Origin of the sequence: Microcoleus sp. AR_TQ3_B6, assembly GCF_036702785.1 — a bacterium.
GTDB lineage: Bacteria > Cyanobacteriota > Cyanobacteriia > Cyanobacteriales > Microcoleaceae > Microcoleus.
The window spans coordinates 18767-45445 of record NZ_JAUBVJ010000046.1; the positions used below are offsets into that span (position 1 = coordinate 18767).

22 protein-coding genes and 1 tRNA gene are annotated in these 26679 nt (G+C 45.1%); 10 read left to right on the top strand and 13 right to left on the bottom strand.

Annotation, left to right across the window (positions count from 1 at the left end; all coding sequences use genetic code 11):
• Nucleotides 1–419 precede the first annotated feature (419 nt).
• Nucleotides 420–1094: a 7-cyano-7-deazaguanine synthase QueC gene (queC, locus tag QUB56_RS21120; protein ID WP_332957847.1), complete on the top strand. Its 675-nt coding sequence runs from the start codon at nt 420–422 to the stop codon at nt 1092–1094.
• Between the two features lie 164 nt (nt 1095–1258).
• Entirely contained in the window at nt 1259–1852 is a 594-nt protein-coding gene (locus QUB56_RS21125) for a GGDEF domain-containing protein (protein WP_332957848.1), read from the top strand.
• A gap of 229 nt (nt 1853–2081) precedes the next feature.
• Here the strand turns inward: QUB56_RS21125 and QUB56_RS21130 are convergent, their stop codons facing one another.
• Both QUB56_RS21130 and QUB56_RS21135 read right to left on the bottom strand, forming a co-directional pair.
• Nucleotides 2082–3539 (bottom strand): hemolysin family protein, encoded by a 1458-nt coding sequence (locus QUB56_RS21130; protein WP_332957849.1) that lies wholly within the window; start codon nt 3537–3539, stop codon nt 2082–2084.
• A gap of 89 nt (nt 3540–3628) precedes the next feature.
• Nucleotides 3629–4321, bottom strand: a complete 693-nt coding sequence (locus tag QUB56_RS21135; RefSeq protein ID WP_332957850.1) for a hypothetical protein — start codon at nt 4319–4321, stop codon at nt 3629–3631.
• Between the two features lie 185 nt (nt 4322–4506).
• On the opposite strand from QUB56_RS21135, the gene QUB56_RS21140 reads away from it, so the two are divergent.
• Nucleotides 4507–4579 (top strand) — tRNA-Ile (locus QUB56_RS21140).
• Between the two features lie 200 nt (nt 4580–4779).
• Here the strand turns inward: QUB56_RS21140 and pyrR are convergent.
• The 4 genes from pyrR to QUB56_RS21160 form a co-directional block, all read right to left on the bottom strand.
• Entirely contained in the window at nt 4780–5313 is a 534-nt protein-coding gene (pyrR, locus tag QUB56_RS21145; protein ID WP_332957851.1) for a bifunctional pyr operon transcriptional regulator/uracil phosphoribosyltransferase PyrR, read from the bottom strand.
• A 269-nt stretch (nt 5314–5582) separates the two neighbouring features.
• Nucleotides 5583–6662: an adenosylcobinamide-phosphate synthase CbiB gene (cbiB, locus tag QUB56_RS21150; RefSeq protein ID WP_332957899.1), complete on the bottom strand. Its 1080-nt coding sequence runs from the start codon at nt 6660–6662 to the stop codon at nt 5583–5585.
• 278 nt (nt 6663–6940) lie between these two features.
• Nucleotides 6941–7342 carry a GFA family protein gene (locus QUB56_RS21155; protein WP_332957852.1) on the bottom strand — a complete coding sequence of 134 codons (402 nt, stop codon included), beginning with the start codon at nt 7340–7342 and terminating at the stop codon, nt 6941–6943.
• Nucleotides 7343–7379: 37 nt separating this feature from the next.
• Nucleotides 7380–7823 (bottom strand): Rrf2 family transcriptional regulator, encoded by a 444-nt coding sequence (locus QUB56_RS21160; protein ID WP_006635345.1) that lies wholly within the window; start codon nt 7821–7823, stop codon nt 7380–7382.
• A 265-nt stretch (nt 7824–8088) separates the two neighbouring features.
• On the opposite strand from QUB56_RS21160, the gene QUB56_RS21165 reads away from it, so the two are divergent.
• From QUB56_RS21165 to QUB56_RS21175, 3 genes are all read left to right on the top strand, one after another.
• Entirely contained in the window at nt 8089–8478 is a 390-nt protein-coding gene (locus QUB56_RS21165; RefSeq protein WP_332957854.1) for an AbrB family transcriptional regulator, read from the top strand.
• A gap of 108 nt (nt 8479–8586) precedes the next feature.
• Nucleotides 8587–8850, top strand: a complete 264-nt coding sequence (locus QUB56_RS21170; RefSeq protein ID WP_332957856.1) for a hypothetical protein — start codon at nt 8587–8589, stop codon at nt 8848–8850.
• 301 nt (nt 8851–9151) lie between these two features.
• A complete protein-coding gene (locus QUB56_RS21175; protein WP_332957858.1) occupies nt 9152–12817 on the top strand; it encodes a PAS domain S-box protein in 3666 nt (1221 codons plus the stop codon).
• A 103-nt stretch (nt 12818–12920) separates the two neighbouring features.
• Here the strand turns inward: QUB56_RS21175 and QUB56_RS21180 are convergent, their stop codons facing one another.
• The gene (locus tag QUB56_RS21180) at nt 12921–14336 is read right to left on the bottom strand and encodes a hypothetical protein (protein ID WP_332957860.1); all 1416 of its coding nucleotides are present in this window, start codon (nt 14334–14336) and stop codon (nt 12921–12923) included.
• A 147-nt stretch (nt 14337–14483) separates the two neighbouring features.
• Nucleotides 14484–15587, bottom strand: a complete 1104-nt coding sequence (locus QUB56_RS21185; RefSeq protein WP_332957862.1) for a site-2 protease family protein — start codon at nt 15585–15587, stop codon at nt 14484–14486.
• A gap of 366 nt (nt 15588–15953) precedes the next feature.
• Here QUB56_RS21185 and QUB56_RS21190 point away from each other — a divergent pair, with 366 nt between their 5' ends.
• Nucleotides 15954–17033: a DUF3616 domain-containing protein gene (locus tag QUB56_RS21190; protein ID WP_332957864.1), complete on the top strand. Its 1080-nt coding sequence runs from the start codon at nt 15954–15956 to the stop codon at nt 17031–17033.
• 306 nt (nt 17034–17339) lie between these two features.
• Here QUB56_RS21190 and QUB56_RS21195 read toward each other — a convergent pair whose 3' ends face one another.
• Together QUB56_RS21195 and QUB56_RS21200 are read right to left on the bottom strand one after the other, a co-directional pair.
• Nucleotides 17340–18977 carry an AAA family ATPase gene (locus tag QUB56_RS21195; protein WP_332957865.1) on the bottom strand — a complete coding sequence of 546 codons (1638 nt, stop codon included), beginning with the start codon at nt 18975–18977 and terminating at the stop codon, nt 17340–17342.
• Between the two features lie 189 nt (nt 18978–19166).
• Complete coding sequence (locus tag QUB56_RS21200) at nt 19167–19520, bottom strand: DUF2470 domain-containing protein (RefSeq protein WP_445243379.1); 354 nt, start codon at nt 19518–19520, stop codon at nt 19167–19169.
• A 94-nt stretch (nt 19521–19614) separates the two neighbouring features.
• Between QUB56_RS21200 and QUB56_RS21205 the strand changes: the two genes are divergently transcribed.
• Nucleotides 19615–19923 (top strand): type II toxin-antitoxin system HigB family toxin, encoded by a 309-nt coding sequence (locus QUB56_RS21205; protein ID WP_332957866.1) that lies wholly within the window; start codon nt 19615–19617, stop codon nt 19921–19923.
• A 134-nt stretch (nt 19924–20057) separates the two neighbouring features.
• A complete protein-coding gene (locus tag QUB56_RS21210) occupies nt 20058–20474 on the top strand; it encodes a transcriptional regulator (RefSeq protein WP_332957868.1) in 417 nt (138 codons plus the stop codon).
• 95 nt (nt 20475–20569) lie between these two features.
• Here QUB56_RS21210 and QUB56_RS21215 read toward each other — a convergent pair whose 3' ends face one another.
• From QUB56_RS21215 to QUB56_RS21225, 3 genes are all read right to left on the bottom strand, one after another.
• Nucleotides 20570–21937 carry a WD40 repeat domain-containing protein gene (locus tag QUB56_RS21215; protein WP_332957869.1) on the bottom strand — a complete coding sequence of 456 codons (1368 nt, stop codon included), beginning with the start codon at nt 21935–21937 and terminating at the stop codon, nt 20570–20572.
• A 102-nt stretch (nt 21938–22039) separates the two neighbouring features.
• Nucleotides 22040–22618 carry a ferric reductase-like transmembrane domain-containing protein gene (locus QUB56_RS21220; protein ID WP_332957871.1) on the bottom strand — a complete coding sequence of 193 codons (579 nt, stop codon included), beginning with the start codon at nt 22616–22618 and terminating at the stop codon, nt 22040–22042.
• A gap of 272 nt (nt 22619–22890) precedes the next feature.
• Complete coding sequence (locus QUB56_RS21225) at nt 22891–25053, bottom strand: flotillin family protein (RefSeq protein ID WP_332957872.1); 2163 nt, start codon at nt 25051–25053, stop codon at nt 22891–22893.
• A gap of 204 nt (nt 25054–25257) precedes the next feature.
• Between QUB56_RS21225 and QUB56_RS21230 the strand changes: the two genes are divergently transcribed.
• Nucleotides 25258–26664, top strand: coding sequence for a serine/threonine-protein kinase (locus tag QUB56_RS21230; protein WP_332957873.1), 1407 nt, complete (start codon nt 25258–25260; stop codon nt 26662–26664).
• Nucleotides 26665–26679: the final 15 nt, after the last annotated feature.

The window sequence follows — 26679 nt, forward strand, 5'->3', positions numbered from 1 at the left end:
TTTCTACTCGTTACTAGGCTCTGCCTGGTAACGTATATCCGGAGGCTCTGCCTCCAATTTACTCCCTCGCAATGCCAGGCCGAGCCTCGCTTATATCAGTTCCCAGGCAGAGCCTAGGAACCAGTTAAAAAATGAATTTTCTTTCTACTCGTTACTAGGCTCTGCCTGGTAACGTATATCCGGAGGCTCTGCCTCCAATTTACTCCCTCGCAATGCCAAGCCGAGCCTCGCTTATATCAGTTCCCAGGCAGAGCCTAGGAACCAGTTAAGGTCCCTTCTCTTTTCTTCCTTCGCGTACTTCGCGTCTTTGCGGTTCGTTCAAAAAAATATCTTTTAACAAGCATTTAGCATTGCTATCTTGTCAATTTGCAACTAATTTGATATAAATATAAAAGCTAATTCGAGCGAGGATGTTTTAAGTGAAAGCAGTTATTTTATTGTCGGGAGGGCTGGATTCCTCAACTGTTTTGTATCAAGCCAAAGCCGACGGCTGCGAGTGTTACGCTATTTCCTTTGACTACAAGCAAAGACATCGGCGGGAGTTGGAATCAGCGCGGGCGATCGCACTTTCGGCTGGTGTTAAGGCACATCAGATCGTAAACTTTGACTTGACACTGTGGGGCGGTTCGGCTTTGACAGATAATCAGATGCAATTGCCGATCGATCGCACACTCACCGAAATGTCTCAAAACATCCCAATTACCTACGTTCCAGCTAGAAATACGATCTTTCTCAGTTTTGCCCTCGCCTACGCAGAAACCCTTGAAGCTCAGCGAATTTACATCGGCGTCAACGCTTTAGATTATTCCGGCTATCCCGACTGTCGCCTCGATTACATCCAAGCCATGCAGGAAGTATTTCGGTTAGGAACAAAGCAGGGTCGAGAAGGAGAAGCTATTAAGATTGTCACACCTTTGATCGAACTTAAAAAAATAGAAATTATTCAATTGGGCAACAAGTTAGGAGTGCCTTGGGAGCAAACTTGGTCTTGCTATGCAGGGGGCGAAACTGCGTGCGGCCTTTGCGATTCTTGTCGGTTGCGGTTGGCTGCTTTTGAGGAATTGGGCTTGAAAGATCCGGTGCCTTATGCTTAAATATGACTTACGCACGACGGCGCAGAAACCGGGTTTTTTCGAGTCTCTTCGCGGCGCCCGCCGAAACGGTAAAAAACCTGGTTTCTAAGCATCGCACTGCATCCAGCTAGAATTAATTGAGACTTGGTATATGAATTGTTTGATTTTAAAAGAAGAATTTATATTTGAATTATTCTGATTTTGATAGCTTGACTGGATTGGGTAATACCAGATTGATGCAAGCTCGCTTTGCTCAATGTGCTGGCGAGCAAACGGAATTTGGGATGATCTTGATAGATGTAGATGGACTTATATATTTCAACGATCGGTACGGTCATGATGAAGGTGATGAAAAACTGAAACAGATTGCTAAGTTGATTTGTCAAAATTTACCAGATGGTATTGATGTCTTTAGAGCAGGTGGAGAGGAATTTATTATTATTCTAACTGATTTTAAAATGGCAGAAGTTGTCTTACTAGCAATGCGAATTTGTAAAGCAGTTAATCAGGAGTTTTCTCATCTTCCTCCATTGCGACGATTTTATTGTATGAGGGATGGCAGTTATGTAGAAGTTTATTTTCCCTTGACAGTATCTTGTGGGGTAGCTTTCTATCCGGAATATGGTGTAGATTATTCCACTCTGTATCGGGCAGCAGAGGAAGCAGCAATAAGAGGCGGCAAACGCTTATATGGTGGTGTTGTGGGTGTAGCGATGAATTTCTACAGTTCTTGTTTTTTGCCTTCGACGAAGAACAAAACTAACGATTCCCAAATCTAACAAAATCGAGAATAATCGACTTAAACAGTTCGCAGATATTTCCTTGACTTCTTGCTTGAGGAAATACAGCCGTTTGGGGATACTAATTTCGCTATTACCAACCCACATTACCAAAAAGACTTGAGAATTGGCAAGCGTGTTAATGTACGGTTACAATGGTCAACCTTAGATAATTTAGTACGCAGCGACTTCGAGCGAGTAGATTATGTAGGTATTAGCTAAAGTATTCTCAAGTAGAAAATTTTGCCACACCTCTCAATCCGCTATTCTTTCGACTTTTCCCCGCAACTTCCCCATCCGCTGCTGCAACTTCACCCAAAGCTCGATCGCCCGCCGCCCCTGACAGCAAATGGATTTGAATTTGATCCAACCGCGGGCCGCACGCAGAAACCACCGTAAGTTCCACATTTTCGCCGCGCCAAACTTCCCCAACCGCCGGCATTCTTTGCAAATGATAGCTCAGAAAACCTCCGATGGTCTGATATTCGTCAGTTACTGGCAAATCCAAATTCAATATTTGATTCACATCATCTACATTTAACTGCGCTTGCACTAAAAAAGTGCGATCGTCCAATACTTGCAAAGCAATTTCTTTACTGTCGGGCGACTCGTAGCTGCGGCCGATAATTTCCGCAATCAAATCCCTCAGCGTCACTAAACCGGAAATGCCGCCAAATTCATCAACTACGATCGCAATTTCTTCCGACGAACTCTGCATCAAAGGCAGCAGTTCCCCCAGCAGCATCATCTCCGGCACAAACCTCACCGAACCCATCCAAGTTACAATTGGCGTGTCGGGAGATAGCAAACCTTGAGCTAGGGGTTTGGCAAGTTTTTTGAAGTCAATAATCCCAATAATGTCGTCTAAAGAATCTCCCGTCACGGGATAGCGGGAATGGTTGGAAATCGCCATTTCGTCGAGCAAAGTTTGAAAGGTGGCCGTCTTCGGAAGTGCGACAATACTCGGCCTGGGCACCATTACTTCTTCTACCCAAACTTCGCCAAATTCAAACACGTTGTTGAGCAATTCTCGCTTTTCTGCTTCCAAGCCGCTTGATTCGCTGGAGGTAGCTATAATTAATTGCAGTTCTTCGGGAGTAACCGGCCGGTGCCTTAGATCGTATTCGATGCCCGCAAACCGCAAGAGCGAGCGCGTGGATTGATTGAGAAACGACACAAAGGGGTTGAACAAACGGGAAATTAATAAACTAGGAGGCCCTAAAGTTGTCGCTAGCTGTTCGGAATACAGTAACGCTACAGATTTGGGAAAGAGTTCGCCGAGTACGATTTGCAGGTAAGCTAGCAACAAAAAAGTTACTATTGATATGCTAAAAGAATGGGCGATCCCAGACTTGATGTAAGTTGGCAGCGGCAAATAGCCGATCGACATTCTGACTAGCACGGCGATCGTACTTTCCCCAATCCAGCCGATCGCTAAACTAGAAACAGTGATTCCCAACTGCATTGTCGAGAGCAATCGCTCGATACTTCGCTGCAAAGATTGCACAGTTTGAGCTGCCACATCGCCGCCATCGACTAACTGATTGATGCGCGATCGGCGTACCGTCACCATTGAAAACTCAGCCGCCACAAAAAAAGCATTAATCGCAATCAGCAACAGCACTGACAGCAACCGCGACAGCACCTCTGTCAAACTCATCGCGGGTAAATCAGATATCTCCTGCATTCTCGCCCCTAAAAGTGACACAATGCTCCCTACAACAACTTTCTCGATCGAACCTGAGAATCCGTCTGGAGGTTTTGTCTCCTTTTACCTTACTTCGCCACTGGAATGCCAGATATTTGCAACTGCAGTTTTTGACCTGGATAATCTGTCAGCGTCAGCGAAACTTCTTTAGCATTTTCCAGCAAAGCTGTGGGAATACTCACCGTACCGTAAAACACTTGCCCGTTGGGGGGGAGTTCCGACGGCAAATCTTCGGCAGTCGCGCTCAGGGCCCGGCCGCGATCGTCAGTGACGTTCAAGAAACTGTAGAGAAACCTCACAGGTTGGGAGCCTTCATTTTTCATGCTCACGTCTAGCAGCATGGAATTGCTGCGCTGACTGGACGCGCTCACTTCCAAGGTTACTCCCCCGTCGCGACTGTTCAGGGGAAACTTGGCGCTGGCATTTGGCGCCACCGATTTTTTGGCCGTGGCTGATTTAGAGCTTGCCTTGTCTGCTTTAGTATTTGCTTGAGCAGTTGTTTTGTCTGGATCGCGACCTTCTACCCGCGCTTTGACGGTTGTGAGAATGTCTTTTTCTTTCAAAATGCTCACTTGGTCTTTGCTAGCCTGAGTTCCCTGCCTGCCGCTGCCAGCATTGTTGCTGGGGCGAATATCGGGTTGAGTCGTTCCTTTCAAGGCTTCGCGACCTATAGTAAATCCCCAAACAGAACTCGTCACGCCTGCTCCAAACATCAGAGCGAGCAGGATTAGAGTCAGCACTACCGTCGAATTCACTGCCATTGCCTATAAGTTTATGCCGAGTCCTAGAAACTGCTTTGTCGGGTCGATCGGCTCGCCGTCAATTGGCTAACAGGCGATCGGGACTCAGCAGATCTAAAGATTTTGATTTTTGTTCTCTAGTTCTAGCACGGACTGAGAAATTATGTTATCATTCATTTTTAGTTAGATCGAACAAATCGATTTAACGGCAGTTGGCCGAGCGGTTTAGGCAGCGAACTCATAATTCGCCCCAGGCAGGTTCAACTCCTGCACTGCCGATTTAAAATAAATCAGGACCCTCCGCGCCCTGGCTAAAAACCAGGTTTCTTCCCAGATACCAGTCCTGGGCGCATAGGGGGCTAGAAACCGGGTTTCTGAGGCCGCAAGTGCGATCGCGAACTAGACACTTGGTCGATCGACTCGCTCCTGAGATGGCACTCCACTCGGAAAATTCTTATTCCGATCGTTGGTCAACGATATCAAGGCTTAATTAACTCCACTCCGTCGCGCCCGTCGAGCTCTTGAACGTAAACCTTAACTTGTTCTTCCTTTGCAGTCGGCAACTTTTTACCCGTAAAATCCGGCTGAATCGGTACTTCTCGGTGGCCGCGATCGACTAATACCGCCAACCAAATTTTCTCCGGCCGCCCGTAATCGTTTACCGCATTCAAAGCGGCTCGAATCGTTCTGCCTTTATATATAACGTCATCTACCAACACCACGGTTTTGCCTGTCAAATCGAAAGGAATTTCTGTTTTAGCCGGTGTCCGCATCGCAACTCGATCCAAGTCATCTCGGTAAAACGTAATATCCAAAGCGCCCACGCATACTTTGACTTGTTCGAGGACGCCAATTTGATCTGCCAAAATTTGAGCTAAAGGCACTCCTCTACTATGAATTCCCAACAGCACTAACTCTGAGGGGTGCCCTGATTTTTCGACAATCTGGGAAGCGACGCGGGTGAGAGTGCGCCTCACTTCATCCGGCGATAAAATTTCGATAATTTTAGTCATTGCTTGCTGCGAGCTAATTGTTGGCTGTTGGCGGATCGAACAATTTTAGATTTTTGATTTGAGATTTTTGATTGACTTGACAGATGAATTTGGGGGTTTGAACTAAGGTCAAAACTTTTTTTGCTTCTGTCGGTGGCTGATATCTGTCGAATGCTGGAGCTACCCTGAACGGATGAAAAGCAGAGGCCCAGATTGCAATGCGGCAGAGCGCGAACAATCACAGAAATACGTTGTTTATGCCTACTGGACTGTTTGGGTGAGGCGATCGGTTAGCGGCTCAAAGATAATAAGGTATAAAAAAGCAATGATAGTCCCAACCAAATCAGAAAGCAATACCGAGTTAATTGCAAGGCTTGGTAAATGTGTTCTTGTGCGATGGGGTGAATCGGCTCGCCTAACAGCGGTTTGTGTTTGAGAACTCCACGATAGGAATTTGTACCTCCTAGTTGCACTCCCAAAATGGCGGCGTAGGCGCACTCGCTCCAACCGGAATTGGGACTGGCATCTTTAACAGCATCTCTCTGACAAATCTGCCAAATGTAAATCGGTTTGCCAGATATAAGCGCTAAAGTAATCACTGTTAGCCGACAAGGAATCCACGTCAGCACGTCTTCGAGTTTGGCGCTAAACCATCCTAAATCAGTGTATGGCGCTTCTTTGTAGCCGACGGTAGAATCTAATGTGCTGGCTGCTTTGTAAGCCATCGCCAAGGGGACGATCGCACTTGCCCACATCGAGTAGGGACCGATCGGGCGATCGGTAACACTTAATAATAGATGCGGCAGAGCGAACCCAAGTAAGGCATAAAATAGCGGTGCTGTCACACCATCGACTGCATTCTCTGTTACAGTTTCTAACAATGCTCGCAGAATTTCTGGCGAGGATAAGTTTTCGGTATCCCGACCGACGTAAAGGCTCAACCGTTCTCGCGCCTTGACTACATCTCCAACATTTAAAGGTGCTAGCACGTCTACTGCAGCCGCCCTCAAACTGCGACCTGCAAAACAGCTTGCCAGCAAAATGGTTTGTAGGGCTATACCTAAAAGAGGATGCACCCAACTAGCAGCTTGGACGATCGACCAACTGACAGTATAACTGCCTAGAATCAGCCCGATCGCTAGTATTGTACCAGCACATCGTAGCAGCAGTTTGTGCCGAGATCCAGCGGGACGATCGCCAGCAGGAGGGGTTTTCCCTGGGGGATTATTCGATATATTAAAGACAAATCGAGTATAGCGGTCGATCGCCCAACCCATGGTCTGCACTGGATGCGGCCAACCCCAAGGATCGCCGATCGAATAATCTAATACCGCAGCTAAAATCAAAACAGGAAATTGATCCGGCATCATTATATATTGTGTCAAACTTGATAGTCCATCAATCGATTTTAGATTTTAGATTTTAGATTTTAGATTTTAGAACAGAAGAAAGCGATCCCACCGATCGATCCGGGAGCTTGCGATGGGAAGCGAGGAGCTTTTTTCTCGCTCCGTCCTGAGTCTGCTTTCGGAATGAATCCGGGGGCCCGAACCATCTTCCTTGATTGTCAAAGCAGGAGCGCTCGCAATGGTAGCGCAGGTTTTAACTACTCCTACCCTTGCAGACGCAAGATTTTTGAACTGCAATTTTAACTGCTGAGATTACTTTCGTCGCGGAGCAAGTGTACGTTCTGCTCCCAATTAACACCGTCAAAGGGTAGGATCTGAAAGTGTTGGATGGCATAGTCGTCAAGACAGCGGACGTTGACATCGAAATGCTCGGGATGCGATCGGGGGCGATAGAACGAGTGAATGCCGCAAATTCGGCAGAAAGTATGTTGAGCAGTTCCTGTATTAAATGTATAGGTGGTCAAAACATCTTCGCCACTGAGCAAGGTAAAACGTTCCGGCGGCACAATGAGGTGCAAAAATCCCTTCTTTTTACAGATAGAGCAGTTGCAATCAGATGCTTCGTGTTTGTCAACGGCGACACGGAAGCGGACAGCACCGCAGTGACAGCCGCCAAAGTAGGTAACAAGTGTTGCGTCCATATGTGCTTGCTGGCGATCGAATGAATGAACTTACCATTTAAATGATAAAGCTAGTTTCTTCCCCAAGAGCTGCTTGCCAACTGCGGACATCATAGTATAAGTCTTCGAGGGAAATACTGTACAGCGCTTCGGCAAGTTTTTTGTGCAATCGGTTCCACAAACTGAATGTTACCCAGTCCTCTGCTTGCGTCGCGTCGGGAAAATGTCGAGGTAAAGGTTCAATAGTTTCACCTACAGCCTCTAAGATTTGTCCTAAAGAGATTTGAGCGGGCTGGCGGGCCAATTGATATCCTCCTTGGGAGCCCCGAACAGATTGGACTAAACCGGCTCGTCGCATTTCAATCAGCAATTTTTCTAGATACGGAGCCGGTAACTCCTGTCGCTTCGCTATCGATTTCACCGATGTCGGGCCAAAGCGAGGTTGCAAACTTAGATCCAGTAGTGCTTTGACACTGTAGTGTCCGCGTGTGGTTAACTTCATGGGATTTTAAGAGCGGGGCAAATATTTAGCTAGCTGATAGCTGATAGCTTATGCTACCGAGTTTAGAGATTGCTCGCATCCGCTGCAGCTACTCCTCAAGAAAGACTGCACTTTGTTAAAAATATTTAGATAATAGTGGTTAACAATTGAGCCGATCGGTGTAATATAGTTTTACGACCAGCTATAAAGCTAAAGTTTCTTGGCCCAACCAAAAACCAACCGAGAAAAAATCCGTACACCAGTTGAATATTTCAGGACTCAGTAAATGGCTAAAAAGAAAAATATCGAACCCCTTGAAGGCGAAGGTCTGATCAAAAAGGTCAAAGACCTAGAGAACCTTACCAAGGAAGAAAAAGCTAGAGCCTGTGGCTACTACACCGTTACCAAGAACGGCGTTGAACGGGTCAACATGATGAAATTCCTGAATGCGCTGATTGATGCAGAAGGCATTCAGCTAGACGGGAAGCAAAACGGCAACGGACGCGGCGGACGCTCAGCCAGCTATCGCATTAGCGTTCAATCTAACGGCAACTTACTGATTGGAGCTGCCTACACCAAACAAATGGAACTCCAACCGGGAGATGAATTTGAAATCTCTCTGGGACGCAAGCACATTCACCTGCGCCAAATCGATCGAGAAGAAGAAGAATCCTAGGCCTTTACGACTTGCTTTGACTTCTTGCTTGAACAGGTTGGTTTGACTTCAAGCATTGACGGAAAGCACAGAGTTGGCTCTTTCATCATTCTGTGAGCCTAAAACAGTATGGCTTCTATAGATGGCAATGGCTCGACAAAAGCCACTGCCACCGCTTTATATTTTCCGAGAATACCTATTCTCGCCCCTCGCTATATCCGTTTGGAGAAGCGGGGGATTTTCCGCGTAGCTGTTGAACAGAAGTTCGGCAAGGGATTGTTTAGCGGATTTAAGGGATTTAACGCATGGATGTTCGGCAAGGGATTGTATAACGGATTTAACGGATGGATGTTGAGTTTCTATGGTCGAGGTTCGAGGCAAGAAGCAGCTTAGGTTGAGGTAGGAAACCGCACAAAGCAAGAAAATGACCCAGGTATTCTGGGCCAAGAGTGCGTAATACCCGTTTAAAGAAAAGAATGCAACTGTCGGCAAACTCCAAAGCACGAGCTTCCTCATTCATCCCTAATTATTTAATCTAAAATCTAAAATCTAAAATTGTATAAGTCTGGTGCTTGCTCCTGATTTGTGTGTGTGTGGGACGTATTTTGATGGGAAGCCCACAGCCTCTCACGCCCGTAAGGAAAATTACAGGCTCCAACAGTTAAAGTGTTAGGGAGCAATTAGTCACCAGCCTATGCCGTTGCCCGGATTCGCGAGCAAAACTTCTCAACACCAAATAAAAATCCCCCTGCGTCACCTTCTAGTGGCTTCTTTTGTGCTGCAAATCGTCGCAGCAGTTGGGATTGTTGGGTATCTGTCCTTTCGCAACGGAGAAAAAGCAGTCCAAGAGCTCGCCCAAAAATTGATCGCGGAGACGGGGAAGAGAGTTGAAGAAAAGGTGACTTCTTTTCTCGAACCTATCCACTGGGTAAATCAACTTAATGTTGAAGCGATCGACCGTGGTGAATTAAACTTACAGTTAGAAAAGCCCCAGCCTCGGGGAGAGAAGTTCCTCTGGCAGCAAATGCGATCGTTTAAAAGCATTCAGTGGATTTCCCTCGGTGCTGAAAAATCAGGAGAATTTCTCGGTATTTGGCGCAACCCTCACGACAACAGCTTGCAAATTGTCGCCGCCTCGAAGTCTACCAACTTTCACAGCACTTACTACGCTACAGACGGCAGAGGCACTCGCACCGCTAAATTAAAGGCACAACCGCGAACCTACGATGCCCGCCGACGCCCCTGGTACAAAGAAGCTGTCGCAGCTAACAAACCGATTTGGACGAGCATTTATCCGGGTTTTACTCCCGGGACTGTTTTTATTGCTGCTAGCCAACCGATTCGCGATCGAAATGGTAAATTGCGGGGAGTTAGTGCCGTACACTTTTCGCTCTCGGAGCTTCAGCAATATCTCGATGGCATCAAGCTTAGCAAAACCGGCCAAATTTTCGCGATCGAACGATCGGGCTTGCTGGTTGCCAGTTCGAGTCAAGAATCACCCTTTAGAAAGATGTCCCCAAAGCAGCAACGGCAGCGGCTGAATGTTTTAGACAGCCAAACACCTGTCATTCGCACCGCAGCCGAGTATTTGTACGAACACTTCGGGGGCTTTGGTAACATTAAGCAGCGGCAGCAACTGAAATTTAGCCGACACGGGCAAGAATATTTTGTAGAAGTGCGGCCGTTTTCTGATATTTACGGTTTGAACTGGCTGATTGCCATCGCAGTTCCCAAATCCGATTTTCTGGGGGAAATTAACAGAAATACCCAGACTACAATTTTACTTTGTTTCGTGGCGCTGCTGCTATCGACAATGGCCGGAGTGCTGACAGCTAGGTGGGTAACGCTGCCGCTGCGGCTACTTAACCAAGCAGCTAAAGATATCGCCGCCAGAGAGTTCGATCGCGCTGTTGCTGTCAGTAGGCTTGATGAAGTCGGCGAATTAGCCGAGTCTTTCAACGAGATGGCAGCTCAACTGAAAAAGTCTTTTCAAGCTTTGGCAGAAAGTGAAGAAAAATTTGCCCAACTGGTAGAAAATTTGCCCGTTGGAGTCTCGGCGATAGATCCGCGCGGCGCAGTTATTTTCATGAATTCGGCGGGAGAGCAAATATTAGGTAGGGGAGAAATGCCGGATGCCACCGCACAAGAGCTACCACAAGCTTATCAAACTTATATAACAGGCACTAATCAACTCTACCCGGCCGAGCAAATGCCGTTTGTGCGGGCCTTGAGTGGCTTCGAGGTGATTGCTGAAGATATGGAAATTCGCCGAAACGGGAAAAATATTCGTTTGGAAGTGCGAGCGCTGCCGGTGTTTGACGGTGCGGGCAATATCCTTTATGTTCTTAATGTTTTTAAAGATATCACGGCTCGCAAACAGGCAGAGCAAATATTGGCTGACTACAACCGCACCCTCGAAATTGAAGTAGTCGATCGCACGATCGAGCTAGCCACGATCAATGCCCGCTTGCAGGTCGAAATTGAGGAACGCCAGCAAGCTGAAAAAATTATCCGTCAAGAGCGGGACTTTAACTTAAAGATTATCGAAAATTCTCCGATTTTTTTTGTGGCGATCGACTCGGAGGGTAAAATCCTGCGGGTGAATGACTGTATGCTGCAAGCTGTGGGCTATACTGCTGCTGAAGTTATGGGGAAAGATTACTTAGCTACATTTGTACCCCCAAGCGATCGAGCCGGATTGCATTCGATTTTTGAGCGCGTCACAGCAAGCGAGCAAACGGTTAACGAACATCCCATTCTCACAAAGTGCGAGCGGACTTTGTTAGTCGAGTGGCACGGCATACCAGTGCTCGACGAAGATGGTCGCCTGGATTTCTTGTTTGGATTTGGGATTGATATTGGCGAGCGCAAACAAGCACAATTAGTCTTGCAAAAAAGCGAAGCTCTGTTTCACAAATTAGCGAACACTGTTCCGGGAGAACTTTACATATTCGTGCAGCATCCCGACGGCTCACTCAATATGGAGTATATCAGTCCTCTGTGCCGAGAAATTCAAGAATTAGAGCCGGAGGAAATCCAGAACAACTCTGCTTTATTGTACGAACAAATGCACCCGGACGATCGCGCCAGTCACTTCGAGGCAATGGTCAAAAGTGCGACGGATCTCGAACTATTTTCCCACGAGTGGCGGATTGTGACACCATCGGGAAAACTCAAATGGCTGCAAGGTTATTCTCGACCCGAATTGCGCGAAAATGGAGATATTGTCTGGCACGGCATAATCATTGATACGAGCGATCGCAAACAAGCAGAACAAGAACTCCAACAAGCCAAAGAAGCCGCCGAAGCTGCCAACAAAACTAAAAGCATCTTTCTCGCCAACATGAGCCACGAATTGCGAACCCCCCTCAACGCCATTCTCGGCTTCGCTCAATTAATGGAACCCAGCGCTAATTTAAGTTTGGCGGAAAAAGAAAATATTCAAATTATTCGCCGCAGCGGAGAACACCTGCTCCAACTGATCAATCAAGTCTTAGACTTATCTAAAATTGAAGCTGGGCGCATGACACTCAACGCCAAAAACTTTGACTTGTACCGTTTGCTCGGCGACGTGCAAAATATGTTCCAAATTCCAGCACAAAATAAAGGATTGCAATTAATTATTGACTGTTCCTCGGATATTCCCCAATACCTGGAAGCTGATGATGTTAAGTTGCGACAAGTGCTGATTAATCTATTAGGTAATGCGGTAAAATTTACCGAAACAGGCTCAGTTTCAGTCACAGTAAGACCGAATAAAAAAGAAATAATTAAGCCGAAAGCAGGCGAATTTTTCAAGAGTATTGAAAATCCAAAAGCGTTTTTTATTTCTTGGAGAATTGCCGATACAGGAGTTGGCATTTCCGCCGAAGAATTAGACAGCATATTTGAATTATTTGTGCAAAGTTCATCGGGTAAAAAAGTTCAAAAAGGTACGGGCTTAGGATTAAATATCAGCCGCGAGTTCATAAAATTAATGGGCGGCGACATTACTGTCGAAAGCGAAGTAGGAGGCGGCACAGTCTTCAAGTTTGACATTCAAGTTGTTACCGCAGCCGCCCCTGTTGAAGCCATCAATAAATATCTTGAAGTCAATGATGTATCGGAGAGTTCAAGTATGGTAACAGAAAAAATATCTGATAGTGCAGCAAGATTTACGCTTGACTCGATGCCGAAAGTCTCCCCAGAATGGACAAACAATCTAACACAAGCAGTCCGTGAGGCTGACTTCGACTTGATTGCTACAATAATTGAGCAAATTCGCAGCGAGAATGCTGTTTTTGCCGAAGTTCTGATGAATCATCTATATAATTTTAATTATCAAGAAATACTCGATTTGATTGATGAAATTGAGCTGTAGGGTGCCCATTGCCCACTTTACCCTATAAACTTGCTGTCGGGTGCGCATTGCACACCTAATGACTAATATCAATTCCGGAGGAGTACAACCGGAATTGATATGACTAATCTTTATCTTTTTGGATTGGTTTTTGTTGAGAAAAAACTCGACAGTTATTGAGGTCAATAAATAACTGTTCTTCTTGAGGGTTGTCTGACATATTCACTAAATTATAGTGAACATTTTCTCCATAAATAGTTAGAGCAATCTGGCAAACTTCTAAAAAATTAATGAGCCACTGACATTCAGCAGCCGAGTTATCTTGATAGTATTGAATTAATCGAGCACAACAAAGTTCTAAGTAGGTTCTAGAATGCGGTGAAATCAAAATTATTTTGACAATTATAATTGCTAGTGTTAAAGGATTTAGTTTAGTGGCGAACAGTAGAAATAAGGGTGTCGGTTCCCCGGAATTTTCCACAGTCAAACATTTGATTAGATAATTGCCAGTTCTCAGATGCAGGGCGGTGGTCAAAGTTTCTTCGTGATTTTCGGGATGAAAACTCTCTAAACAATTAATTATTTGTTGTTGATAAATATCAGTTAAAGAAAGTTTTTCGTCGTACTCAAATAAATACTTAATCAGAGATTCCTTAAACTGCTTGTAGGTAATATTTTGGCTTTGACGGAGAAAAACATTTGCTAAGCTGCGATAGCTGAAGGAGCCTCGGTTGACCAAAATTATTTTGATTAAACGCAGGGCTTCATCTCCTAAAAGTGTGGGATTATGATAATTATTTAATTTGGATGCGGTAGACTGAGAGCGAGAGGTATACATTGCTAGGTCAAACTTGTACTTGTCTTTGAGCTGGTGCGACAATAGTCTGGCTGTTTGGCGTTCTTCGGGGGTGTTTTTAGCATCTAGATATTGAGCGGCTAGCAAATAAGGCTGATAGCGAGAAGTCCAGTGATTTGGTACCGGCTGGTAGTCGGCGTACTTTAATACACATAACTTGATCTCTTCATAGTCTTGGCTGCGGGCAAAGTTTCTCAGCCACACTCTCAGTATTTTGAGACTATTGTCCGGGTGGGGTTCGCTGAGGTTTCTATCGCTAATAATTTTAATTAAGTCGCGACCAAGTTGGTATTCTCTCTGAGTGATCCAGTTATTTAATAAGATGTAACAGCAGCGTTTAAATAAGTTGTTAAATTCTAGTTGACTGTCAAATTCAATTATTGTGTGTAAAGCTTGAATTAATTTCTGGTTAGCTGGAGGAATAAGTTCGATAAATATGTTTTTAAAGTGCTGCAAAACTACTTCTGAGCCGTAGTTGTTGATGTGAGATATAAAAAATTTGTAAATGATATCTTGAGCGGCTGAAAGAGTCAGCTCGGACTTTTTTAATTGACTTGTTGGTTGAGGCGCGAGTCCCTCGGGTAATATATTGTTTGTGAGAGCAGTCGGAACTTTTGACTTGGCTGTTTCGGATGGAGAAGAAAAGTGCTGATATCCCATAGCTTCCTCGCTCAGATGACCCATCCACTATTATACTTATCATCCTTGATTTGCAGCTAATTATTTATTGTTGGAATTGACTTTTGTCAAGCTACAGTTAACCCCCCCGATCGCCTTTTTGTAAAGGGAAATCGAGGGGATTAACTCTTATTTGTCAACTATCTGAGGATATCAAGCAGGGTTGGCTCGATCTCGTCTTTGCAGCAGGCGGGCAATTTCAGCTTTTTCTACAAGTCCGAGGAGGACGCCGTTTTCGCGAATGACGGGGAGTTCTTGTACTTTAAGCTGTTCCAGGAGGGTGACGACTTCGAGGAGGGATAATTCGGGTTTGACGGTTGTGGAAAATTCGATCGGCTTCACGAGTTCTTTGACTAAAACTTCGGGCCAGCGTCCGGTAGGAATAGTTTTGAGGTCGTCGAGGTCGAGAGCCCCTACCAATTGTCCCGCATCATCGGTAACTAGGAACCGACGCCAGGTTTGATCCTTACCGATAACGTAGTTGTTGGCAAATTCTCTGAGGGATAAGTGTTCTGGGACGATCGGGCTTTCGGGGGTCAAAGCATCTGCGGCTGTCAGCCCTGCTAGTTGATTTTGCACTGTGGCATATTGTGCAGATTTGCCGGCATTTTGCAGTAAGAACCAACCGATTATTAGATTCCAAATATTGCCGAATATGCCTGTAGCAATGGCAATCCAACCAATTATTTGACCGACGCGGCTAGCAAAAATTACACCTTTGTAAGGGTTGCCGGTAATTTTCCAGACTATCGCTTTGAGGATGTTGCCACCGTCGAGGGGCAAACCGGGAATTAAGTTAAATAAGGCTAAAACTAAGTTGATCGAAGCTAAGAGTCCGACGATGGCGGCTGCGGGGCCTGTGAGACGAGCACCGATGCCTATCGCTGTTAACAAACCGGATAAAAATAAGCTGACCAACGGGCCTGCAATGGCTACCCAAAATGCTTCGGCTGGGGTTTTGGATTCTCTTTCTAAATTAGCCAGTCCGCCAAACAGAAATAGCGAAATCGATTTCACGCCAATTCCCTGTTTAATGGCTACCCAACTGTGTCCTAATTCGTGGGCTAAGACGGAAGCAAATAACAGTAACGCTGTGAATAATCCCAGCATCCAGGGCGCTACGGGACCTAATGCGGGAAACAGGGCAGCTAGTGCGCCGCCGTACTGCCAGGTTACTAAACCCAGAACTAAAAACCAAGATGCGTTGACAAAGAAGGGAATCCCAAACAGGTTGCCGACGCGAAATGTACCGTTCATAATGGCTACCTCTGATTTTACGAATGAGAGGTTTTTCTCTCTGTCTCCTTATCGTAACGAAACGTAACGGCGATGTTAATGCTTCAATTAGGGTGTTATCCGTCTGTGGAGGTTCGGTTTGGGGAATAATCACTGCCGGCTGCGGTTGGGGCCGCCTGGGGTTAAAAACCCTGTCTGAAAGCGGAAGTCCTCGCTATGAGGACTCAGGAGTATATCTGTTTTAGTTTTCAGTCGGTTTTAACCGAATGCAAGCTTTGAGAGGGGGAATTAATTCCCGGCTGACTGTTGCAACTGTGGCAAGATATCAGTTTCAAGCAAGTTTAGCTATAATGACTTACCCTAAGTATAGTTTTGGTGCTAATAATTATGGCAGAATCTTTTTTGCTCGGCCGGCTGCTGCTGCAATTCAACAGCGAAGTCGCTAATATTATTACAGACTTATCCGCTGTTGCTTTAACTCCAGACGGTCATTTGTGGCTGGGTTCCGATGAAACGACTTCGATCGAGCGTTTGTCGCCTGTGGGACCTCATGTTTTTGGAGAACATCAAAGATTTGCGATCGCCGATTTTATCGACCTTTCCGGACAAGCTGGTGAAATCGATATTGAAGGAATTGATTTCAACAGCGATTATCTTTGGTTTGTGGCTTCTCACAGCACCAAACGCCAGAAAGCTAAAGGCAAAGACGCGAATAAAGACATTCAAAATTTAGCAACACTAGAGACGGAGGTCAACCGCTATTTGCTGGCACGCATTCCTGTAAAAAACGGGACTTTGTGCAAGTCAATTTCCCATCCTGAAAATCCCAAAAACCAACTGAAAGCGGGATACCTTCAGCGGAGAAAAACGGATAATTTGCTGACTGATGCGCTGAAAGATGACAGCCATCTCGGTCTCTTTTTATCTGTGCCGCTTCCGAGTAAAGAAAATGGCTTTGATATTGAAGGGTTGGCGGTGCGCGGCAATCGGATTTTTCTTGGTTTGCGGGGACCTGTACTGCGGGGTTGGGCGATAATTTTAGAAATAGAAGTTGAAGAGGCAGAACGGGGAACTTTAAGGCTTAAGAAAATTGGTAAAGCCGGCAAGTTTTACAAGAAACATTTTGTCGATTTGAACGGTTTGGGGGTGCGAGAATTGTGCTGGGACGGGGAAGATTTGATTGTTTTAGCCGGGCCGACGATGACTTTATCGGGGGCGATGAGGGTTTTGCGGTTAAAGGGGATTTTAGAGCGATCGGGCGACAGTATTACTGGACAAGATGGGGGAGATTTGGAGGTATTGTTTGATTTGCCTTTTAAGGTGGGTACGGACAATGCTGAGGGATTGAGCCTGTTTCCCTATTGGGGGGAGAAGAATTCGCTGTTAGTGGTTTATGATTCGCCGGATGCGGGGAGAATGGTTGAAAAAAATGGTATTCTTGCTGATGTTTTTAGGTTGGGTTTGTAGTGGCGCTGTCTTCGCTAAAAGGGTTTAAGATAACTGTCCATAAACTCTTGTAGGCTAGTATAGCAATCCTTGCAGGAGTCGTAAAGTTTTTACCCCACCCCAACCCTCCCCGAACTCGCGGGGAGGGAGTAAGAAATTCACAAATGATTTAGGATTGCTATAGCAGTAGTAGGGTGCGTCTGAAGGGGAGATATTTGGGAGAATTAATCAGCCATGAACATAGGCACCATGGGATTAGAAAGGTGCGTTTGATGGGATTTTTGGGAGAATTAATTAGACCTTAACTGACGCACCCTAGAATTCGGGTTAATTGTCGATCGCATCCCTTCGCCGCTGGCTGTAGCGTTTCAATTCATCAATTAAGTGAGTATCGTTAGATGCTGTTCTCGCGCCCGCTTCCGCCGCCCACCGCTTCAAATCTTCAATTTGCGATCGCGCGATCGCAGCTAAAGGTACAGTATCCTCGATCGACCTCAAAATATCCTCGGTCATCACATCCCGGCGCTGTCCGTTGACAAAAGTGCCAAAGGCTCGATACAATCCATCAATTACCACTTGCTCGATTTCTGCACCGCTAAAATTCTCAGCGCACTTCGCCAAAACTCCCAAATCAAACTCGCGCAATCTAGTCGGCCGCAAACGCTGCAAATGCACTTTAAAGATATCTTGCCGTTCCGATTCTGAGGGCAAATTCAAAAAGAAAATTTCATCAAATCTGCCCTTTCTCAGCAACTCTGCCGGCAAAATCCGCACGTTATTTGCAGTTGCGACGATAAACACCGGACTGGTTTTTTCCTGCATCCAAGTGATCAAACTGCCGAATACCCGGCGCGATGTTCCCGAATCGCCGTCGCCACCGCTGATAATGTTGCCGAAGGCTTTATCTATTTCATCGATCCACAAAACGCAAGGTGCGATCGCCTCTGCCAATTGTATCATTTGCCTGACGCGGCTTTCGCTTTCCCCGACAATGCCACCAAACAGCCTCCCAGTATCCAACCGCAACAGCGGCAAACGCCATTCGCAAGCAATAGTTTTCGCAGATAAAGATTTGCCCGTTCCTTGAATTCCTACTAACAAAACGCCTTTAGGATTGGGTATTCCGTAGCGTCGCGCTTCGTCAGTAAAAGCATCTTGCCGCATCTTTACCCACTGTTTCAAATTCTCCAATCCGCCCACACTTTTTAGGGATTCTCGGGAATTGAAAAACTCCAAAATTCCCGTCTGGCGAATTGCTTGCTGTTTTTCCTCCAAAACTCCGTCAATATCTGATTCGTTGATTTGCTGTTTGGCGGCCAAAGATGCGGCCAAAACCCGCCCGATTCTAGCGCGGCTCAAACCCTGACAAGCTTTAACCAACTGTTCCCTTGCTAAACCGCTAACTTGCAACTGTTGCGGCTTTTCCACAACGTGGGAAATTAAACTGTCGATTTCTTGGACGTTCGGCAAAGGAAAATCAATTACTGTCACTTCTTCTTTCAATTCTTCTGGCAATTCCAGGGCGACAGAAGTGAGGATGATAGTTTTTTTGCTGCGCTTCAATTCCCGCGTTAAATTCCGCAATTCCCGCACTACCGGCGCATTTTTTTCGGTGTAGGGATATTTCAAAACAGGGTGCAAATCCCGCAGGACAAATATGGTATATTCTTCAACAGCAGTTTTGCCGATGCGATCGAGCGCCGCCATTACCGAACCTTTCCCAGAACCGTTATCCTCCCAGCCGCGCACGAGATCCCACCGCAATACTCGGCGCGCGGGAGTTACTTGCAGCGCTACTTGGGCAATTACAGCCTCCATCGGTTCCTCCTCCGCCCCGACAATGTACAGCAGCGAATAGCGGGCGCGAATCATCAAATCTAGTCGCTTTACCAGTGGCTCGAAAGGGTTATTTTTACCGCCCTTGACGGCATCTAATTCTCGGGATTGAGGGTAATTTTCTGTCATTTTATTTGATATTTTAGATGTATATTCAACTTGATTAAATATTTTGTGGGCAGTCAGGACTTTAGCCCTTAAAAAGCATTTAACCGGAGCCAAGGGTTGTAGTAAGGACTTGACTCCTTAACAACTATTTAAGCGGACTAAAGTCTGTACTGCGAAGGTTAAAATTATAACAGAATAGTGAGCCGTTGGCTACTTAGCCACTTTTCGAGCTTGTTTCACCATTTCAATAAGAGTGTGGTGAGCATCTTCGGCATCTGTTAAAGTGCGATCGAAATTTACTCGAACCGGCAAAGTTTCGCCATTGACTTGAGCGGTTAAATCCATGCCGTTGGCATCAATAGCGAGCATTTGAGCTTCCGTTGCCTCTGGTTGACCCCCAAATGCTTGAGCGTACAGCACTACAGCACTAGCGTGGTCTTCATTCATGTGAGTGCAGATGCGATCGCTAATCGAGCGTGGAAAACTGTTCTGACATGGGAGATTCCTCAGATGCAATATCGATCGATTGTACTGCGATCGGTAAGACAAATTCGCAGTTGACAAATCACTTCGCAATTTGCTAAGATAATATAAAGACAATTTTAGACGGAGTCTTATCGATGTAGATGGGTAAATTTGTTTATGATTGAGGAACTGTATGCACGTTATTTCTGAATCTAGACTCAAAAAATTCTGGGAAAAGTATCCTGACGCTGAAACAAGCCTGCGATCTTGGTACAAAAATGCGAAAACAGCCCAGTGGTCTAACCTAGCTGAAGTGAGAGCCGTTTTCTCATCAGCAGATATAGTTGGAAACTTTACTGTTTTTAACATCAGAGGTAATAACTACAGATTAATTACCTTCATAGATTATGAATATCGGCCTAAAAGAATTTTTATTCGCTCTGTACTTACGCATGAAGAATATGACGAAGATAAATGGAAAAAAGACCCGTGGTATGAATGATAATTTGATCGTTTTAAAACTTACGCAATAATCCTAGGGATAGGGGCAATTCCCCGTGGTTGCCCCTACATTCACAGCATACATATATTGAGGATATGCGTAATTCCTGTCTTTTTTTAATATAGGATACTCACATGAACAACTCTAGCGCTTATATCGAACTACTCAAAACATTTCCTCCCAGACCCATAACTGGTGAAGAGGAATTAACTGCCACTCAAAAAATGATCGATTTTTTGTTGGACAAACGCGAACTGAGTCCAGACGAACGCGACTACCTCCATGTACTAGGAACTCTGGTTTATGAGTACGAGCAAACTTTAGAACCCATACCTGACATTTACGGAGTAGAACTATTAAAGGCTTTAATCGAAGAATTTGAACTCAGACAAAAAGACCTAGTTCCTATTTTCAAAACCGAGTCTATTGTCTCAGATATCCTCCGTGAAAAGCGCCAACTTACAACGGAACACATACAAAAACTTGCAGAGTTTTTCCGCGTGTCGCCGGCTGTTTTCTTTCCGCTGCATCCAGTTAAAAGAACTGCTTGAAATTCAAGCGAGCGTTTTGGGCGGCCTGGTTTTAATAAAACTTTGGGTAATGCTATGAAAAATTTCTGTTGCATAGCTTTTCAAAATTAATATTATTACCTCCACCCATCCCACGGACTAACCTCAATCACCCCAGAGGGTTTAAACACTACCTTAAATTGACTAAAATGCTTTGGTTGAGGAGCAACTTTACGAAAGGAAGAAAGAGAAACTTCTTGAAGAAAATCAGCCGCTGCTTGGTTCAGCGGCTGACAATCGGTAATTACCCCTTCTTCATTCACGGTAACGCGATAAACTAATGAAGTGTTGAAGCTGGGAGTCGAGCGCCAATTGTTATCAATTTTGTCGTAAAGTTTTCGGTTCAACTGTGCAATTTCACCGGGCGATATAATTTCAGAAGGCGTTGCTTCTACCTCTGGCGCTGGAGAGTTAACCTGAGTCGCAAGCGGGACAGGTACAGGCCAAAGCTTAATAGTTTCATCTGCGCTACCGCTGGCTAATACAGTATCTTGAGAATTAAAAGCGACTGACCAAACTGGCTTAGAATGCTCGGCCAAATTTGTCATCAGTTCACCTGTTTTCAAGTTCCACAGCTTAATAGTTTTGTCGTAGCTGCCACTAGCTAAAGTCTGTCCGTCTGGGCTAAAAGCAACTGAGAGCACCGGGCCGGAATGCCCTGTAAATGTGTGCATAACTTTGCCATTTGTAAACTGCCACAGCTTAACAGTTTTATCCGCACTGCCACTAGCTAAAGTTTTCCCGTCCGGACTGAAAGCAACTGATTTCACCGGCCCGGAATGCCCAGTCAGCGTGTAATTGCCGTCATCATCAAGCCACCAAATCTTGATAGTTCCATTCTCGCTGCCGATTGCCAAAATTTTACTGTCTGGGCTAAAAGCGACAGATTGAATCCAGTCTGTATCTGGAAGTGTGCCCAGTAGTTTGCCCTCGGGAAACTTCCACAATTTTACAGTTTTGTCGGTACTTCCAGAAGCGAGTAACCTTCCATCAGGACTGATACTTATTGCCTTGACATCATCCGCATGACCTTTCAAGGTATTGATGAGTATGCCAGTTTTGAGATTCCACAATTTAATCCGGTTATCCCAACTCCCGCTAGCCAGAACATTGCCATCAGGACTGATGGCGAGGGATTCAATTGCATCGCTATGTGCTTTTAAGGTGTAAACCAATTGGCGGGTTTGCAAGTTCCAGATTTTGATAAGGCCGCGAGAACTGCCGCTGGCTAAAGTTTTGCCGTCTGGACTGAGTGCGATCGCGTAAATCCACCCTGAATTATCTTTAAAACTGCTCAAATATTGAGTGAACAGCCCCGGTTTAAACTGAGATGGAGTTGTTTCCGATTCGGAAAGCGACCTAGACCAGCCGATGCCGGCCGCAGTTACAACTGCTGTTAATGTCAAGGCTGTTGAAACTTTCCATTTAACTGCTTTTGATATCATAAATATGGCTGACAACACTCTGTTTATGTAAAAAAAAATCCCCGATTTAAACCCCAGAAATTGATCGAGGAGGTTGTGGCGACATTCTTCCTTTAAAAAATGCTATCCAACACTCTGGTTTCGCACTGTTACTTGGCCTTTTTTTGGCTGATTTTTTTGTTGTCTAGATTGGCGCTGAATCCAGACTCGGCAGAGAAATAAAACTATTGTGGCGGTTATAGCTGCAATTCCCACAGGCGTTAAATATGTCCAGTGACCAGTCATTCTCTCCCAGATATGCCAGGTTACTAAAAACATAGCAAGGTAAGTGAGACTCTGCAATTTTTTCCAATTTTTCTTGAGTCTTTTCACACTCCAATCGTTAGAAGTGATAGCCAAAAGAGTGAAAATAATGAAGGTTGATACTCCCTGGAAGTAAACAAAATAAGTTTTGATATCGAAGACATCAAAGTTTCTTTGTTTGAAAAAGATGAATCCGTGAAGTACAGCTAAAAAGAAAGAAAGCAGACCAATAATGCGCCGATATTTCAGCAGCCATTGGGGAATGCCAGTTTTTTTTGTGATTGGGAAAACAATTCTCAGATTTGTGGGAAGCAGTGTGAGAATATAGGCTGCTAAGGCTGCGAATCCCAGGATACTCGCCTGAGAAAATGTATCTAAATCCATCGTTATAAGTTGCATAACTTACTGTTATTGCTAAATAGGTAAACTTTAATTTTCCGTAGGCTAGCATTGGAAAATCGCCATGTCAATTAAGTTTTAAGTGGATAAAAAGTCTTCGCAAAAATAGCAGGTTAACAGTTGAGTTTTTAACTAAATCCAATGTCAGCTAATGCTGACATTGGATTTAGGAGATTACTTGAACATTGGGATCGGTAGGGTGCGAAACTACAAACTGGTAAGACCCCCTTTCCATAAGAAAGGACCGAAGTCTTCAGTACAAATTGCACAGCCTAAGTAAAAGATTGATCGTCAAACGGCAATTCATCAAACCGCGAATTAATATCAGCCTCAGCATTCGCAACATGGGAATTAGGGCGAGATGGCGGCGGCTTAACAGAATTCACTTTGGCTATCGGTAACTTGGCGGTAGGTTGCGATGTCTGTAGGTTAACTCCAGGTAATTCTGCTCCATTTTCTCCATTTTTGCCCGTTTGATTCCACATCATCATTCCCAGCAAACCATCAACCAAACCGCCACCGCTACCGTTGCCTGTTACCGCAACATCCGGCACAACTCGCACGTTGCGATCGCCTATAATTTGCATTAACTGCAAAGCCGTATAACCGGAACCTCCCAAAGCCACAACACCCGCTCGATAAGCTTCAGCTTGAGCATTTCCTTTCACCCGAATTGACTCAGCTTCGCCTTGAGCTTGTTTCACCTGAGAATTTGCTTTCAACTCAGAAATTTTCACGCCTTGTTCGGATTTCACCATCTCTTGTTGAATCTCAGCCAGCGCTGTTTCCCGCACCAATTGTTGCCGCTGAGTTTGTGCTAATTGCTGCACCTCATAAGTTTTGCACTGTTCCTCAGCAATTTTGCGATCGGTTTGAGTTTGCATCAACTCTGCGGGCGGCAATATATCCCCGATTAAAGTATCAATTGCCTGGACGTCGTAGGTGCGCAAAGCTGCTTTGATATACTCGGCGGCTTCCGCTTGTCTGCCGCTTCTTGCCGAGAGAAAATCTAATACAGAATAAGCTTGAGCAGAATTGCGGAAATAATTCCCGATTGTCGGCTGCAAAACGTGGTCTACTAAATTCTGCATCGAACCGACGCGAGAGATAACTTTTGGAGCATCCAAGGCTCCAACGTGAATAATCTGAGCTACTTCTAAATCAAAGGCGAAACCATCTTGAGAACGCACGGTTAAAGACGAAAGTTTAGAATCATAACTGTGCCTTTCTGTTTTACCCGACCAATTCAAAACAATATTTGTGGTCGGCACTAACTCTACTTTCAAAATGCGAGTATTCAGCGGATGTTTCCCCGGATAAAGAGGAGTCACCCACACCCCTTTATTGCCCACATTTACTAAATTTCCGTGAGTGAAAGCAGCACCGCTGACATCTTCCGAGGTTTTGCCGACATAAGAAATCACCGCGCCGACATAGCCGATCGGGATTTCGGTCATCGCCACTTGGTCAACCCCGACAAACCAAGGGTTTAAGTTCCACGAACCGGAAAGCAAAACCTGTTCCTGCAAACCGCGCCGCCCGCCGGCGGCGATAAATTTTTGCGCGTTTTGGAAGTTGTCGTGATTGGGAATAATCGGGCCGGCAATTTCGCCATCTTGAATCGGAACGCCATCAAAAGTTGTGACAATTCCCACTTTGTCTGGGGCAATTCTGTACAGCTTTAATTGTTCTGCTGTCATCCCGTGTTTGGCAGCATTTGCCGCTGTAATTACAGTAAATAATGCTGTATTAATTCGATAGCTACCGCCAGTCAGGATGCCGAGTTGTCTACCTTTTTCGCCGCCGCCTTTGAGGAATTTGCGAGCATCTTGAAAATTGTCGCATTCTATGATTTTGCCGAGGATGCGCTGCGGCGGAATGGAGTGACCGCCTGCTGCGATAATCAGAGCAATTTCACCTTGGGGAACTACAGTCAGAGACTCTTTGCGAACGTTGTACTGCAAAGGCCAATAACCCCAGTGCCAACCGGGGGGCAAAGTATCAGCTTGATATCCAGCTTCTCCGTTTAAGGCAATTAAATCTCCGGCGGGTAAAGACTTGCCGCCAAAGCTAAACTTTTTACTGACAATGCCGACTTCGCGATCGCCAATTACTACCAATCCGCCAAAAAATAGCGGCAGCACTAGAATAATTATCATACTGCCGATCGCGATCGGGATAAATCCGCCCGGATCGAGCTGCATAGTCTGCACGGGAACAGTGGTGCGCAACTGCCCTAGCTGCAAGCTAGAATCAGGTTTAGCGGCTAGCTGAGTCGAGGTTTGATTAGCGGGGGGGATATTGCTAGCGGCTAATACCGGCGAGGGTTTCAAACTGGTTGTTGCACTGAGGGCTAAAGACGCCGAAACAGCGGCTGCTAACTGTTTTAAAACCCGGACTTTGACTTGAGACTCGGACAAAAATGAATAAAGCATTTTTTTGATAGAGGGTAATTTGTCCTATTAGCTCTACCTTAGCTCTGCTTCCAAATTTTTACGTAAAATTTAAGATATTATTTTTTATTGCTTGAGTCCATAATAGTCATCTCATAATAATCATAATTAATGTTTGTAACAAATCCAGCACTCCTCGCTAAGGCTGAAGTATAGTACAAGCTGCCAATATTTATAGTAAAAAATATGGTAGAGCGATTGTTAAAAGAACGTTATGCCATTCAGCAATGCCTGGGGAAAAATGCGGGCCGACAAACTTTGCTGGCGCGCGACTTACAAACTCAGGAGTTAGTCGTCATCAAAATCCTTTCTTTTAGTGCAGATTTCCAATGGGACGATTTAAAACTATTTGAACGAGAAGCCGAAACTTTACAGTCACTTTCCCATCCGGCAATTCCTCGTTACTTAGATTATTTTGAATTCCCAACACCAAAGACTAAAGGGCTGGCACTGGTACAAAGCTATATTGAAGCGAAATCTTTGGCAGAATGGGTTGAATCGGGACGGAAATTTAACGAAACAGAAATAAAGCAAATCGCTAATAGGTTGCTGGAAATTTTGGTATATTTGCAACACCAAAACCCGCCAGTAATTCATCGAGATATTAAACCGAGTAATATTCTGTTAGCAGATCGATCGCCCCTCAAACAAAAACACTCCGCCCTTAATAAAGGTGGTTGGTTGGGTGAAGTTTACTTAGTAGATTTTGGTTCAGTTCAAACCTTAGCAGCGAAAGAAGGTAGCACGGTTACTGTAGTCGGAACTTACGGATATATGCCGCCCGAACAATTTGGCGGGCGTGCGGTTCCGGCTTCCGATCTTTACGGCTTGGGTGCAACGTTAATTTACTTAGTAACGGGAGTCCATCCAGCCGAATTGCCGCAGGAAGATTTGCGTATTAATTTTGAGCCAAAAATCGCTCTTAGTTCGGATTTTGTTGACTGGCTGCAGTGGATGACTGAACCAGATTTAAAGAGCCGTTTAACCTCGGCCGTTCGGGCGTTACAAGCACTGGAAAAACCGATAGAGGGGATACCCTTGGTTGTTCCAAAACCTGCTAGGAGTAGGGTTAAAATTACGAAAAGCCGGAAGAGTTTGGAAATTATAATTTCTCCCTCTCGTTCTGTCTGGTCAGTTTTTTACGATATATTCGTGGGTTCATTTATCTTGTATTTTCCGCTTTCCATAGGTGTATTGTTTATTCGAGCGGCGTTTATTACCGACTATTGGTTTGTTCGATTATTCGCTGTAACTGTCGGTTTTTTTTGCGGACTTGTATTTTTATTATTAGTCAAATTAATAATCCAAGATCCCAGAGATACTAGAGTGCGAATCGATCGCCAACAAATTTATTTAACTTCCAATTGGTTGGGATTTGTGCGTTACAATCGTCTGCCCCCAAGTCCAAGGTGGGCTATCTGTAAATTACGATTAATAATGAATGACACAGAGTCGGGCTATCATCGCAACGACATTCAGATTTGGGCGGGAACACAGGAATATAAAGTTATTACCAACCATCTCACCGATGGCGAGATTGATTGGATAGCAGGGGAACTCAGCGAATGGTTAGATTTGCCTATTAGTGAATAAAGTATAGATGGCAGA